The 14,260-nt window shown below is 69.1% G+C and carries 11 protein-coding genes and 1 pseudogene; 4 read left to right on the top strand and 8 right to left on the bottom strand.

All coding sequences use genetic code 11. The features are described 5' to 3' along the window. Positions 1-7: 7 nt before the first annotated feature. Positions 8-928: an aminoglycoside phosphotransferase family protein gene (locus NLI01S_RS14510; RefSeq protein WP_067604647.1), complete on the bottom strand. Its 921-nt coding sequence runs from the start codon at positions 926-928 to the stop codon at positions 8-10. 252 nt (positions 929-1,180) lie between these two features. Then, entirely contained in the window at positions 1,181-1,858 is a 678-nt protein-coding gene (locus tag NLI01S_RS14505) for a sirohydrochlorin chelatase (RefSeq protein ID WP_067604646.1), read from the bottom strand. Between the two features lie 856 nt (positions 1,859-2,714). Between NLI01S_RS14505 and NLI01S_RS14500 the strand changes: the two genes are divergently transcribed. The 3 genes from NLI01S_RS14500 (at position 2,715) to NLI01S_RS14490 (ending at position 5,385) form a co-directional block, all read left to right on the top strand. Beyond that, complete coding sequence (locus NLI01S_RS14500; RefSeq protein WP_067604645.1) at positions 2,715-3,527, top strand: aminoglycoside adenylyltransferase domain-containing protein; 813 nt, start codon at positions 2,715-2,717, stop codon at positions 3,525-3,527. An 85-nt stretch (positions 3,528-3,612) separates the two neighbouring features. Beyond that, positions 3,613-4,170 carry a peptide deformylase gene (gene def, locus NLI01S_RS14495; RefSeq protein ID WP_067604644.1) on the top strand — a complete coding sequence of 186 codons (558 nt, stop codon included), beginning with the start codon at positions 3,613-3,615 and terminating at the stop codon, positions 4,168-4,170. Between the two features lie 258 nt (positions 4,171-4,428). Further along, positions 4,429-5,385 carry a coiled-coil domain-containing protein gene (locus tag NLI01S_RS14490; protein ID WP_067604643.1) on the top strand — a complete coding sequence of 319 codons (957 nt, stop codon included), beginning with the start codon at positions 4,429-4,431 and terminating at the stop codon, positions 5,383-5,385. A 27-nt stretch (positions 5,386-5,412) separates the two neighbouring features. Here the strand turns inward: NLI01S_RS14490 and NLI01S_RS14485 are convergent, their stop codons facing one another. The 5 genes from NLI01S_RS14485 to NLI01S_RS14465 all read right to left on the bottom strand — a co-directional run bounded on the left by NLI01S_RS14485 (position 5,413) and on the right by NLI01S_RS14465 (position 11,875). Next, on the bottom strand, positions 5,413-6,660 hold the full coding sequence (locus NLI01S_RS14485; RefSeq protein WP_067604642.1) for an MFS transporter: 1,248 nt from the start codon (positions 6,658-6,660) through the stop codon (positions 5,413-5,415). A 32-nt stretch (positions 6,661-6,692) separates the two neighbouring features. Continuing rightward, positions 6,693-7,511 (bottom strand): alpha/beta hydrolase, encoded by an 819-nt coding sequence (locus tag NLI01S_RS14480; RefSeq protein WP_067604742.1) that lies wholly within the window; start codon positions 7,509-7,511, stop codon positions 6,693-6,695. Between the two features lie 17 nt (positions 7,512-7,528). Then, positions 7,529-8,881 (bottom strand): CPBP family intramembrane glutamic endopeptidase, encoded by a 1,353-nt coding sequence (locus NLI01S_RS14475; protein WP_067604641.1) that lies wholly within the window; start codon positions 8,879-8,881, stop codon positions 7,529-7,531. Between the two features lie 261 nt (positions 8,882-9,142). Beyond that, positions 9,143-9,904, bottom strand: a complete 762-nt coding sequence (locus NLI01S_RS14470) for a M48 family metallopeptidase (protein WP_067604740.1) — start codon at positions 9,902-9,904, stop codon at positions 9,143-9,145. Between the two features lie 42 nt (positions 9,905-9,946). Continuing rightward, the gene (locus NLI01S_RS14465) at positions 9,947-11,875 is read right to left on the bottom strand and encodes an amidohydrolase (protein ID WP_067604640.1); all 1,929 of its coding nucleotides are present in this window, start codon (positions 11,873-11,875) and stop codon (positions 9,947-9,949) included. A gap of 516 nt (positions 11,876-12,391) precedes the next feature. Between NLI01S_RS14465 and NLI01S_RS14460 the strand changes: the two genes are divergently transcribed. Beyond that, positions 12,392-13,537, top strand: a complete 1,146-nt coding sequence (locus NLI01S_RS14460) for an acyltransferase family protein (protein ID WP_223809247.1) — start codon at positions 12,392-12,394, stop codon at positions 13,535-13,537. A 276-nt stretch (positions 13,538-13,813) separates the two neighbouring features. On the opposite strand, the pseudogene NLI01S_RS14455 reads toward NLI01S_RS14460, so the two are convergent. Further along, positions 13,814-14,260: pseudogene (locus tag NLI01S_RS14455) on the bottom strand (IS982 family transposase); the annotation flags it as partial.

The raw sequence follows: 14,260 nt of genomic DNA, 5'->3' as shown, positions 1-14,260 counted from the left end.
GGGTGTGTCAGGCGGGCACCCGGCACAGGTTCAGGAGCAGGTCGAACTCGGGGGAGCCGACCTGGCCACGGTTGGCCCTGGCGACCGCCATGCACGGAGCGAACGCGCGCGCCCACTCCAGCAACCGGTCTCCGTCCACCGCCATGGCCTGGGAGAGCACGCCCACGCGACGCTCCACCTCGGTGAGGTCGGTGGCCTTCCACAGGACCCAGTCGACCGCGTCCACGGCACCGTCACCGAGGCAGGCCTGCGGGTCCAGGACCACCAGTCCCCGTGGGCCGCCGTCGATGACGTTGCCCGGGTGCAGGTCACCGTGGAGGGGGACGACGTCGACCTCCCCGTTGGCCAGGTCACGGGCCCGGGCACTGCCACGGTGCATCAGGGCGGCGGGGACGATCTCGGCCGCCGGGCCCTCCGAACGCTCTCGGCTCCACCGGTCGAAGAGGAACTGCACGCGCGCGGTGACCGGTCGCAGCTCCGCGCGCTGGGCCGGGCTCACCTCCACTCCGTGCAGCCGGGCGATGAGGCCGCCGATGGTCTCCATGGGCGGGACCACGCCGCCGGCGGCGACCGTGTCGCCCTCGACGCGTTCCATCAGGATGGCGCCATGACCGGCGTCGAGCGCCCACACGTCGGGCACCCTCCGGGAACCACCCCACATGCGCAGCAGACCCGCCTCGGCCACGGCCAGGCCACCGTCCGGGGAGAGCTTCAGGACGCCTTCGGTGTCGTCGGCGCGGCGAACGTAGAGGACGACGGAGGTACGGCCGTGCGGGGCCGGGCCCTCCACCGTGAGTCGCCACTGCGCGGCCAGCTTCTCGACGACCGAGGGCAGCCCGGCCAACCAGTCGACGACGTGGTCGCCGAAGCGTCGCACCAGCCGACGGCGTTGCCGTTCGTCGACGAACCGCGCTGTGACGTCGTTCATGGATCCACCTTAGATTCGGCCCCTCGAAACTCGTCGAGGTCCGGGCGCCGAGCCGTCGCGTCCGCCCCGCTTCGGGAAGGGAGCCGCCCGGACCGTCGCCGCACCGCGTGGGTGTCGACACGGCGGCGAAGGGCATGCCGCGGATACGGGAAGTTCCCGCCCCTGAGGCATATACCCATCTCGACGGTCCGGGTAACGGAAACCTCGACGCTTCGTATTCTTTCCGTCATCGAGGGTGTCCGTTCGTACACGTCAGGTGAGACGCCTCTTGGCGGCCCGATGCTGGGCGAGCAGGGTGTCCACGACCAGGTCGGACGGCCACAGCGGTGCGGTGAGGGCGGTGACGTCGAGCTCGCGGAGCAGGTCGAAGTCCGGACCCTCCACCAGGTGCCAGGCGGCGACGGCGACGCGCTCGCGCCCGTCGCGACGCAGCCGGTCGACGGCGTCGTGGACCGACGGCGCCCAGGTGCGCAGATAGCCGACCTGGACCGGAGAATCGAGGCGCCGGCTCAGCATCCGGGCCACGTCCATGACCACCTGGCGTTCCTCGGTGCCGGTGGTGCCGTCCGCGGCCAGGAGCACACCGTCCTCGTCGCGCCACCCGGACTCGGCGAGGCGGCCGGCCAGGTCGGCGACGATCGAAGGAACCGCCCCGAGCGGCGTGGTCCGGCAGGAGTCCTCCATCCGGGTGAGGTCGAGCCGGGAGAACATGTGGGAACTGGCGACGTCCCCACCTGCGACGAAGGCGGGAACCACCACCTTGGGCCCGCTCACGGAGCGGATCCTCTTGTCGACCTCGGCGGGACTTCCGAAGGCCGCCGTGACGGGTACCTCACCTCTTTCGGCGACCGCTTCGGCCAGCCCGCGCAGGGCCTCCCGGCGCTGCGCGTCACGCGAATCATCGGCTACGAGGACCATCGTGGGGACCATCCATGGCTCCTTGGAATCGCTTCATGAACCGCCGTTGCCCACCGAACGTAATGAGGTGCGGTTTCGGGGAGGTTCTCCGGTGTTACGTGACGAAGAACAGTGAGCAATGGCTGCTATGGTTATCACCAGGGGATTCATTGGTGAACCATAACAATCCTCCAAAACCGACGCCCTGTCCACTTTCGGGAAAGTGGCGCCGGTCGCCCTCTCCCGCTCGGGCGCCTCACGAAGCACCCACCCGAAACCCTGACAACAGGGTTGATCTGCGACAACCTCCTTTTTCTGGGAGAAACCCGCCAGGCCTCCAATCGCCGAAAGTTGTCGAACACCACACTCCCCTCACCCAGAGGCGAGGTCGCGCACAACTTCAGCGCGACTTCTCCAGAGAAATCACTCCATGTCTGCGCGAATGCAAATGCACGAGACATTTGCACGTGCCAGGGAATGCTCAGGACATTTCCATCGGCCCGGGGACCTGCGGTCACGCTCGGTGCGCGCGCCACCGGCACCCCTCGCGCACCCCCGGAAAACCGCTACGCGCCCGCCCGAGGCAGGCCGACTTCGGCTACCACGGGCCAAGGCTCCGCGTCAAGGGTGCGAACTCCCCCATGCCCCCGTACCCGCACACCACTTGACGTGGGGAGACAGGGTGCGAGTCCGGTGTCATCACTTGCCAACCCGCCCCGACGCCGACCACACTTGAACTCGACGGGGTGACTCCGTCGGGCCTCCATCGCCCGGTCCACCTCCGTCACTGCGAGCCGGCGCCGCCGACAGGTGTACCGTCGCATCCCCCACATCCGTGAGCACTCGCGACCTCAGAGCCGTCCAGAGAGCCGTCCAGACTGGAGTGAGCATGGCCGTCCACCCTCGGGTGCAGACGCTGACCCAGGCCTTTCTCGCCAATGCCGACCATGAGGCCCCCGGCCTGGTCCAGGGCCTGTACCTGACCGGCTCGGTCGCTCTCGGCGATTTCCGTCCGCACACCAGCGACGTCGACTTCGTCATCGTCACCGAGCGCCATCCGGTGGAGGAGGAACTCGACGCCCTGCGCCGCATCCACCACCGGACCAGACACCAGGTGCCCGCTCCGCAGTTCAACGGAATCCACGTCACCTGGGCCGAACTGGGACGCGATCCCTCCGCGTGCGACCCCGTCCCCTCCGTCATCAACGGTCGTTTCCGCACCCGCGCGAGCGCCGACGTCAACCCGGTGACCTGGCACGTTCTGGCCGAACTCGGTGTCACCGTCCGCGGCCCCCACCCGGCCGAACTGGACGTTTGGGACGAACCCGAGAGCCTGCGCACCTGGTCGCTGGGGTCGTTGGACGAGCAGTGGCGTCGCTGGCGGGAGAAGGCCGGACGCCTGGTCACACCACGCGGACTTGCCGTACTCGGCTCCCTCGCCCCTTCCTGGAGCGTGCTCAGCGTGAGCCGCCTGCACTTCACCCTCAAGACCGGTGAGATCACCTCCAAGTCCGGCGCGGGCGCCTACGCGCTGCACGCCTTCCCCGAGCGCTGGCAGCGCATCGTCAACGAGTGCCTGCGGGTGCGTCGCGGCGCCCGGTCGCCCTCCCTGTACGAGAGCGCGCTGGCCCGTCGTCGCGCCGCCCTGGACTACATCGAGATGGTTCTGGACGAGTCCTTGCGCCCCGGTCTGGCCACCTGAGCCAGGGCCCCCTTTGGGCGCCTTCCACGCCGCGGCCGTCTCCCTCGGTATCCCTCGGTCATGCCCCACGACTATTCTGGGTCGTATGACCATGCGCCCCATCGTCCGATTCGGCGATCCAGTCCTCGTCACCAAGACCACCCCCGTCACCACGTTCGACCAGCGCACGGAGAAGCTGGTGCGGGACCTGCTCGACACCGTCGACGCTCCCGGGCGGGCCGGCGTGGCCGCCACCCAGATCGGCGTGGGCTCACGGGTGTTCAGCTACGCCGTCGAGGATCGCATCGGGTACGTGATCAACCCCGAGATCGTGGAGCTGTCCGAGGAACTCCAGGACTGCGACGAGGGCTGCCTGTCCATCCCCCGCCTCTGGTACCACACCGAGCGCGCGCAGAGGGCCGTGGTCAAGGGCGTCGACCTGCGCAACGAGCCGATCACCGTGGAGGGCACCGGGCTCATGGCGCAGTGCCTACAGCACGAGACCGACCACTTGGACGGCATGCTCTACATCGACCGGCTCTCCCCCGAGGACCGCAAGCGGGCGCTGCGCGACATCCGTCATTCGGATTGGTTCCTGCCCGCGGAGAAGCCCGCGCCGACCACCACGGTGCGGTTGCCCAGCGCCTTCGGCGGCAACGCTTGATCCTCGCTCGACCCACCTCTGGGCCACTCCGGCCCCGAGGCCCCCTCCCCGACCGGCCGGTACGTGCCGTTGTGGTCGTACTCTCCGGGTATCTTCGGACAGACCCCGCTCTCTCCTCCTCATCATCACGAGTCAACTCACAGTGCACATAACACCACGATCTCGTATGGTCGGCTGAGGTACCTCCGCCCCTCCCGTGACGGCAGACGGACCGTCCCCGGGCATGGCCGACACACTCAGACCATCGCCGGAGCCCACATGACTTCCACTCCCCGCACCGCCTCACGACGTGTCCTGTCACTGGCCGCCGCCACCGTCGGTGCCGCGACCCTCCTGAGCCTGTCCGGGGTGGCCCACGCCGACCCGGACGACGTGGACATCGACGAACTGACCGAGCGCGCCGAGGAGCTCGAGGAGTCCTACGACGGCGAACTGCTCCAGTTCACCGAGATCAAGGAGCGGGTGGACGAGGCCGAGGAGACCCTCGAAGAACTCGAGGAGCGCCTGGAGAGCTCGCGAACCGGGGTGTCCGCCATCGCCGCCGCCCGATACAAGAGCGACGGCTTCGACCCGACCCTGCAGATCGTTTTCTCCAGTGAACCGGAGGAGATGTTCGTCGACGCCGCGACCGTCGACTACCTGGGCGAGAGCCAGGCCGAGGAGATCACCGACCTCATCGACCTGCGCGACGATCAGGCCACGGTCACCGAGGAACTCCAGGGCGAGCTGTCGGAGGCCTCCGACCTCATCGACACCCTCGAGGAGGAGCGCGAGGAGGTCACCGAGCGCATCGCCGAGTACGAGGCCGAGCAGGTCCCCGAGACCCCCGGCGACGGCTCCATCCCCGACAGCGCCCGCGGCGGTGGCTGGGAGCAGACCCAGCCCCGGATGGCGGCCATTCGCGACGAGATCATCATGGAGTTCGGCGCGCCCTTCCCCGTGGGCTGCTACCGGCCCAGCGCCGACGACCACGGTGACGGCCGGGCCTGCGACTTCATGATGAGCGCCAACGGTGCCTCCCCCACCGAGGCCAACCGTCAGCTGGGCACCCAGATCGCCGACTACGGCATCGCCAACGCCGACCGGATGGGCATCAAGTACATCATCTGGGAACAGCAGATCTGGCAGTCGACCTCACGCCAGTGGACGTTCATGAACGACCGCGGCGACCTGACCCAGAACCACTACGACCACGTGCACATCAGCTCCTACTGATCGGGGCGTTCCCCCACCCCACACCGGTCAGCGGGATCGGCGCAGGGCCAAGGGGACGACCGCGGCGAGGGCGACGGTGACCACCGCGAACGCCGGCCCGTAGCCGAGCAGCTGGATCACCAGGCCCAATCCGACGGAGCCCGCGCCGGTGCCGGCGTCGTAGCCGATGTTCCACACCGCGCTGGCCCGCCCGTGTCCGGTCGGACCGGCCCGCTCCAGCATCACGGTGACGGTCTCGTTCTGTACCGCGCCGAAGCCCAGACCGAACAGGGCGGCGCCCGAGAGCACCAGCGCGGCCGTCGTCGCGCCGGGGGCGGCGTCGCCGTTGCTCCACAGGCCCGTCGCGAGCAGTCCCATGCCCGACACCGCGACGATCGCTCCGGGCAGCAGCAGGATCGTACGGCCGTGCCGGTCGAACAGCACCCCGGCGGTCCAACGCCCGGTCACCAACAACAGCGCGTATCCGGCCAGCAGGGCGCTGACCAGCCAGGCCGACTCTTCCAAGGGGATGGCGAGGAAGGTGACGATCCCGCTGGCGGCCGAGGACAGCACCAGCATCAGGACCAACGGCGCGGCCAAGGCGGCGAACAGGGGCAGGCCACGAGGTGCCGGTCGCGCGTCCTCGGAGGCCTCTCCCCCGTAGCGGAGCACGGCCCGGTTGCGGCCACCGTCGGCGAACAGGATCCCAGAGGACAGCGCGGCGGCCACCACACCACAGATCCCGGTGAGCCAGAACGCGGTGTCGAAGCCGAACTGCAGGGCGAGCGCCACCCCGCCGGGCAGGATGACGACCTGTGGCAGCCCCACGGCCAGCCCGTAGTAGCCGGTGGCCCTGCCGACCTGGGCCGGGGGCACCAGGCGGGCGGCCAACGCGGTGCCGGCCACGGTCACCATGCCGAACCCGATACCCCGCACCGCCGACACGGCGATGAGCGGGCCGAGGTCGGTGGTGAGGGCGAACAACGGTGTCGGCAGGCCCATGATGAGCGCGCCGACCGGGAACGCCCACTGGTAACCGGCGGCCCGGTCCAGCAGCCAGGGCATGCCCAACTGGGTCAGGACCGTGGTGAGCATGAACACGGCCGTGGTGGCCCCGGCACCGAACTCGCCGGCACCACCGCGGGAGGCCCACAGGGGTACCAGCGGCAGCACCGCCGCGAAGCCGCACAGGCCCACCGCCGTGGCCAGGATGAGGAGCGTGAATCCGCGTCCCCTCAGCCCAGGGAGGTCAGCGGGGGAGGTACCGCTCCCAGAGGAAGAACCTGATCGGATCATCCCCCCTTTGTACCGGGGTTGACACGCACTGTCTAAACACCCTCTTCGTCCCGGTTCGTTCCGGCGCTCCGTTCGTGGAGCCGTTCGTCGAGCCATTCGCGCAGACGGGACACGAGGGCGGGGTCGAACGCTCGTTCGGCGTGCCCCATGCCGGGGATGATCCACAGGTCCTTGGGGTGACGCGCCGCGTCATAGATGGCCGTGGCGTGGGTGACGGGGAAGTAGGCGTCGGAGTCGCCGTGCACCACCAGCAGGGGCGCGGGCGCGATCTGGCCGGCGATCTCTCGCGGTTCGGCCGGGACCGGGTTCCAGTGCCGGTCGGTCACCCTGACCTTGCGCAAGCGTCGGAGGATGGCCCTGCCCAGCGTCCTCTCGATGCCCAGGTGCAGCAGGCGCATGGCCCGGGTGCCCCGGTAGTACCAACGGCTGGGGCCGCTGACCGAGACCACCGCGGTGCTTCCGCCGTAGATGGCGGCGTGGCGAATGGCCACGGCCGCACCCATGGAGAACCCGACGGTGGCGATCCGGTGGTAACCGAGCTCTCGTAGTCGGCCCACGACGGCCTCCAGGTCGTGGATCTCGGCGTTGCCGACGGTGCTGTGCCCACCGGAGCCGTGATGCCCTCGAAAGTCGAAGGTCATGACGTCGCCGACGGACATCAGTCCCTCTGCGATACCCCGGGTGGGCGGGCTCTGATGGCTACCGGTGAAGCCGTTGGCCAGGACGACGGCGGTGGTGCGGGGTTCGATGCCGCGCAGCAGCACGGCGTCGATCCCCACCCCGTCGGAGGTGGTGAGTCGGTAACGGTGCTCCCGCGAACGCGCGGTGTGATGGTCGGTGGTGTCGGACACCGTTCCATCGTGCCCGATCAGCCCCGACCGGTCGGCTCCGACCCCGGTGTGTCGTTCCCGGGCCGGTAGCGTCGGTCGATCCACTCGTCCGGGTGGGGTCGGCGCCCGTCCTGGTCACGGCCGGTCCCCGGATAGGGATTCGGGTCGTGGGAGAGGAAGTCGCCGGGGGCGTGCCCGGGCGGGGGCGGCGGGGCGCCGTAGGGGGTGTTCGGGGGCGGAGCCTGCCGATAGGGCTGTTGGGGTGGTTGTGGCTGTTGTGGTGGCGGGGGCGGCTGTGTGGACCCGTGCCTCTGGGGCCGAGGCTCCTGATAGGACGGAGCACCATAGGGGTTCCCTGGAGCACCTGGAGGCGGGCCCTGCGCCGGCATCACCCCGGTGGTCTCCCGGGGTTCCGGTGCGCCTTCGACCGCATCGAACTCGCCGGTGTACCCCTCCTCGTACGCGTCGTCGTACTCGTCGTCGTACTCGTCGTCGTAGTAGTCGTCCTCGTAGTCGACGTACTCGTCGGCCTTGGCCAACTCCGAGGCCGGCGGGAAGACGATCGAGCGCAGGTTGAGGGCGACGTGCACGAGGATGGGCACGACCAGGCTGCCCGTGCCCAGGTACAGGATGGTGAAGAGCGTGCCGGAGAGACCGGCGCTGAGCAGCCCCCACCAGCCCTGGTAGAGATGGGCCAGGGAGAACAGCGCCACCGACAGGACCGCGGCGATCCACAGCGGCACGTCCATGGTCGCCACCAGGACGATGAACAGTCCGCGGTAGAGCAGTTCGGCGAACACACCGCCGGTGACCGCCATACCCGCGGCCAGCACGCGTTCCTTGGTGGTGCGCGGCAGCAGCAGGTACTGGCGACGGCCCGGATCGGGCAACGTCATGGGCTTGGCGGGCGCCCGGCGACCGCGATGACCACGGTGGCCCCTGCGCTCGCGCGACTCCTCCGACGCGTCGCCGTCGCTCCCCTTCTCCCCTTTCCCCTTGCCGAGCTCGGGCAGCTTTCCCAGGACCGGGTAACGATCCTTGGTGGGCATGCCGTTGACCAGCAACCAGAAGACGACCAACGCAACCAGACCGCCGAGGGCACCACCCACGATCGGTCCCCACGTGTCGGGGAAGCGCAGACCGAGGTCCACCGCGTGCAGGTCCGGCGAGGTGAGTACCACCGCCAGCACGAGCACGCCCCACAGGATGTGGACGCCCATCGTGACGGCGTACAGCAGTTCCAGGGCACGCCCGTCGCCCTCGCGTCGGGACAGCCACGAGAACGCGCGTCTCCCGAGGAGCGGCTCACCGACCGCCGCGAAGAACAGGAGCAGGACCGTCAACAAGGTCCCGGTGAGACTGAACTGGGGAAGAATCTCCGACCAAGGCACGAGGCACAGCCTAGAAGAACATCTCGGGTCATAGCGCCTCGAAGCATCCTTCCGTGGATGATCACCGATCCTTCTCCTGTGCTCAGGCCGATGAACCGCGCCCACGGAGGATGACACGGGTCACACTTTCGGTGGTGGCCCTGGAGGCCACCCCCCGGATCCCGAAGGGCCGGGTGGCAGGGACGGTCGATCGAGCCTTAACAACACCGGGCGCCGACCGGGACCGGCGAGTTCACCCGTGACCACCCGCGCCAGAAGGCCTCAAAGGACGCGACCGGGTCGGGCACGGTCCGCCAGGGCGTCGAAGCGGAACGTGTTGACCGGGTGGCTGGAGAGCAGGTTGACCAGCATGACGAAGAACCCGGTGTCGGTGTGCGCGCGTGCGGCGATGTCGTCGAAGTCCACGTCCCGATACAGGTACTTGCCCGCGGCCAGGATCCGCATCCCCTGGACCCCTTCGGGGCAGTACTCGTAGGCGTGGTTGTCGGCGGTGTACTCCTGCGCGCGTCCCAGAGTGCTGCCCACCCCGGGGATGACGTTGGCGACCGACACCCCGAACTGTCGCCAGAACGACGTGTGCCCGGCGGCGATGTGGCCGACCTCGTGGCCGATCACGAAGCGCAGCGCGTCCGGGTCACGGGCTCCCACCTCGAACAGGTCGCTGTTGACGGCGACGTAGCGGCGGAACCCGTGCCCGGACGCGAACGCGTTGATGACCCCGTTGCCGAGCACCACGTAGGCGTCGGGCACCTGGCGCATGCCGAAGCGTTCGGCGGCCTCGACCACCATCCGGTACGCCTCGGGGAACTGTTCCTCGGTGATGCGCACCCCGTTGACCCGCTGGCGGGCGTAGAGCTGGCCCCGCACGAAGTACACCAGTGCGGGGATGCTCAGCAGCAGCAACGGCTCGTTGGGGTCACCGGACAGGGCACGACTGACCGCGCCCGCGATGGTGAACAGCGTGACCAGGACACACCCCACCAGAATGGGTGTTTCCCGGTGATGCCGCAGGGACCGGCGCACACGGGGGTCACCCCATCGCCACGGGATGGCCCCCACGCGCGGTCAGTACCGGTACTGGGAGTCGGGTCCGTCGTCGTCGGCCCCGGGGGGCGGGGGCGCGTCGTGCGCTCCACCCACCGGCGGCGGGCCACCGTAGGCCGGACCGGCCGGAGGACCGGAGGGCGGCGGAGGCGCGCCCTCCTCGTCCATGAGGGCGGCCATGTCCGCGGACAGGGTCGACTCCCCTCCCCTGCCACCGCGCCACTCGTCGTGTAGCTCCCGATCCTGTTCGCCCATGACCGCGCCCATGTCGGCGTCGGCTGTGGACTCCACGGCGGGCTCGTCGGGAGCCGGCCAGGACGAGGCGAGGAACGCGCTGTCGTAGGCATCGTTGCTCTCACCGAACGGCGACCCCGTGGGGGGCGGCCCGGCGAGCGGGTTCGACCCGCTCTCGGAGGGCGGAGGGAAGCCCGGGTAGGCGTCCTGCGGCCCCGAGGGCACGCCCATGTACCCGTCCGACACTGGGTCCGGGGCTGCGTAGCCCCCGGAGGAGGCCATGCTCTCGCCACCGCCGGTGGTGGCGCGCGGGTCCGCGGTCTCGGTGGGGGCGGGCCCGGCGAAGGCCGGTCCGGCCGGAACCTCGGTCGGCGGCAGACTCGGCGTCGACGGGTTCCGGTTGTCACTGCCCAGGTAGGACAGGGCGGCCACCGTCATCGCGGCGAGCCCGGCCCGCAGCGTGGGTTCGCGGGCCGGCGAGAAGAACGGCGAGTGGTTGCTCGGGACGTTGCCCATCTTCTCGTAGGGCGTGTCACCGGGGGCCGCCTCCCACACGTCGTGCGGGGTGGCTCCCACGAACCAGAACACGTACGGGATGGGCTGCGGGTCCTCGGGCAGACCGAAGCGGCAGAAGTCCTCGGTGGAGGGGGAGGGGTCCGGCAGGTGGATGACGTACTCCTCACCGAAGTAGGCGAGGTGCGCGGAGGCGACGTCGGAGGTGCTCGTCGGGTCGTTGTGGGTGACCCCACTGCCCTGGAAGCGCTCGACCCGGGGTTCGCGACCGGCACCGGAGGCCGCGGCCTCGGCGCGCACGATCCGCTCGATCGCCCGTTCCAACTGCTCGGTGACGTTCTCGTTCAGCGCCCGGGTGCTGATCTCCAGGTACGCCTCGTCGGGAATGATGTTGGCCTTGGTGCCGGCCTGGATCTTGCCGACGGTCAGAACCGCCATCTCGCTGGGGCTGATCTCTCGGGAGACCACGCCTTGGAGGCGGCTGACGATGTTGGCCGCGATGAGCACCGGGTCGACGGTGGTGTGCGGCTGGGAGGCGTGTCCTCCCTCGCCGAAAACGCGCACCCGGTAGGCGTTGGCGGCGCCGAGGATGATGCCGGCGCGGTGGGAGATGAGTCCGGCGGGCTGTGGGCCGAGGTGTTGGCCGAGGATGACGTCGGGGCGTCCGAACCGGTCGTACAGACCGTCGTCGATCATGCCCTGTGCGCCGTCGAGGGTCTCCTCACCCGGCTGTGCCACGATCATGAGGGTGCCGGCCCACTCCTGACGGGTCTCCGACAGCAGGTCCGCGACACCGACCAGGCAGGCGGTGTGCGCGTCGTGGCCGCAGGCGTGCATGACGGGCACCTCGGTGCCCTCGTCGTCCACCGCCTTGGCCGTGCTGGCGTAGGGCAGCCCGGTCTTCTCCTCCAAGGGAAGCGCGTCCATGTCGGCCCGCAGCATCACCGTGGGCCCGGGGCCGTTGCGCAGGATCCCGACCACACCGGTTCCGCCGACGCCCTTGTGGACCTCGTAGCCGGTTCGGGACAGCCATTCCGCGACGACACTGGCGGTGCGCTGTTCGGAGTGCGAGAGCTCCGGGTTCTTGTGCAGATCGACGTAGACCCCCTCCACGAGCGGGAAGATCTCGTCGAGGAGCCTCATGACCACGCTTCCGTGCTGAGCGGCACGGTTGGGGTCCACCGCGTGCGGCACGGTTTCCACCGCCTTCTTCGTTCTCGTCCTGGCAGAGGCTGCAAGGGGAACAGCCGCCTTCCTGCACCTTATCTTTGGGAAGGTCGCGGATTCACACCGGCGCGTCCCGTTCATAGGTCCCATGATGGGTACCTCGGGCGCACCGGTAAGTGCCATGGGTTAGGGTCTGCACACGGTAAGCCATCTCCCGCGCGGGCCCGCCGGAGCCCGCTCCGCACCGTTTTCGGGGGATGCGACCGATTCTGTGAACTTTTGCCGGATTCGTGCAAACCACTGGCGGACACGTTCATGTCTCAGTAAGGTAACGGATCATGTTCGCCGACACTCCCTCGGCGCCCCCGACGCGCGCCACACGGCACCGGACCGGCCGGTCTCCCGCAACACCTGGCAGGTCGGCGCCGTCCCCCCGACCGACGAGTCCAGGACGGCGAAGAACAAACCCCACATCCCCGTACGACGGAGTCCCTGGTGGCCTCATCCTTGACCAGTCCGACAACCCCGCGAGCGAAAGGGGACCGGCGCGGCGTGAGCCCTGGTTCACCGAACGCCCGCCCACCGGAGAACGCACCCGGTCGTGACGCCCGTCTGGACAACGCCAAGTTCATCCTGATCGCCCTGGTCGTCATCGGCCACGCGATCGAACCGCTCACCGACTACGGGCCCTCCAGTGCCCTCTACTACTGGATCTACTTCTTCCACATGCCCGCGTTCATCATGATCAGCGGCTACCTCTCGCGGTCCTTCGACGCGTCGTCGAAGCGAGTGGAGAAGCTGTTCCTGTCGTTGGCGGTGCCCTACCTCATCTTCTGGACCCTGCACCAGACGTTCTACGCGATCGAGCGCGGTGGTCTTCCCGACACCCTGTCGATCCTCAAGCCCACCTGGACCCTCTGGTTCCTGGTGGCGCTCTTCGTGTGGCGGCTGACCGTTCCGGTGTGGCAGCGCTTGCGTTGGCCCGTGGCCATCTCCCTGACCATCTCGCTCTTCGCCACGACGACGGACCTGGGCACCACCCTGTCCGTGGGTCGTGTGCTCAGCCTGCTGCCCTTCTTCGTGCTGGGGCTCAGCCTGCGCCGTGAGCACTTCGCCTACCTGGACCGGCTCTGGGTGCGGATCTGCTCCGTGGTGGTCATGTTGGCGACGGCCGTCCTCGCCGCGCCGGTCTCCGACCGCTTCAGCAGGGACTGGCTGTTCTGGCGAGACAGCCTCACCGACCGCGACATCGACCCCCTCATGCCGAGTATCTTCATCCGGATGCTCTTCATGGCCATCGCACTGGCCATGACGTTCGCGATGCTCGCGCTCACCCCCAAGCGGCGCACCTGGTTCACGTCGCTGGGCACCTACACCCTGTTCGTGTACCTGGGTCACTCCGTGATCCTGCTCGTGCTCAAGGCCTCCCCCTGGCACGACGTGATGTCCGGGCCCGTGGGGCTGGCCACCACCGTCGCGCTCGGCGCCGGGCTCACCCTGCTGTTGTGCACCCCTTGGGTACGCAAGGCCTTGGGGTGGGCGGTGGAGCCCCGACTCACCTGGCTGCTCCGTCAGGACGACAAAGGGCTCGCCGGAGCGAAGGCCGACGCCACCGGCCCGGCACCGGAACCCGGACCAGAATCCGGATCGGGACCCGGATCCGAGGGGAAGGACCCGGCCACCAAGGCCTCGGTCTAGAGGAAAATTCCAAGGGGCCAGTGCTCGTAGGCGGTCAGGGAACGTAGGACCGCGCCGGCCGGCCGGCGCGGTCGCTGTGCCAAATGGCCGCGATCGGCGCCAGGACCCGCTGGAACACCCGGACGATCGCCCCGCCCGAAGTGCGACCCCCGTGCCGTTCCAGACCCGGTTGGCCCTTGAAGGTCTGATGAAGGTCTGACGAAGATCTGCTTGATCAACGCGATCACCGTGCCGCACGGTCGGTAGAACTCCGCTCCGGCCCGTGAGGACTCTCCCTCACGGGCCGGAGCGGAGCAAGCACGGCCCCGCCCGGGCCGGCGGCTGCTCGAATACCCGCCCATAGTGGTTCTTGTCCGCGCTCAGTTCCGCACTCAGTACCTGTCCTGGGCGCTGAGCACGAAGACCAGGATCCTTCTCGAACATCCCGATCAGGATGGTGCGTTCGTCGGCTTTGGTGCCGATCGAGGCGGAGGCCACCGGCAGAGTGCTCGGGGTGCGGACCAGGTGGAGACGCAGGCCCCGGATGTTGTCGGTCCAGGCGCTGATGTCGGTGGCCAGGTAGCGGATGAGGGCGCGGTCAGGTGAGTGCGGGTGTGAGCGCGGGTACGGGTGTGAGCGCAGCCATCGGGTTCCGTTGGTGTGGCTGAGCATGGCTTGGATGAGAGCAAGGGCGATCAGGCCTGCATCGGACAGACGGAGTCGGAAGGCAACGGTGGGGCGCCT

The organism is Nocardiopsis listeri NBRC 13360 (assembly GCF_001570765.1).
GTDB lineage: Bacteria > Actinomycetota > Actinomycetes > Streptosporangiales > Streptosporangiaceae > Nocardiopsis > Nocardiopsis listeri.
Note: the sequence above shows the minus strand (reverse complement) of the source record. Positions and strands in the feature narration are given on the sequence as shown.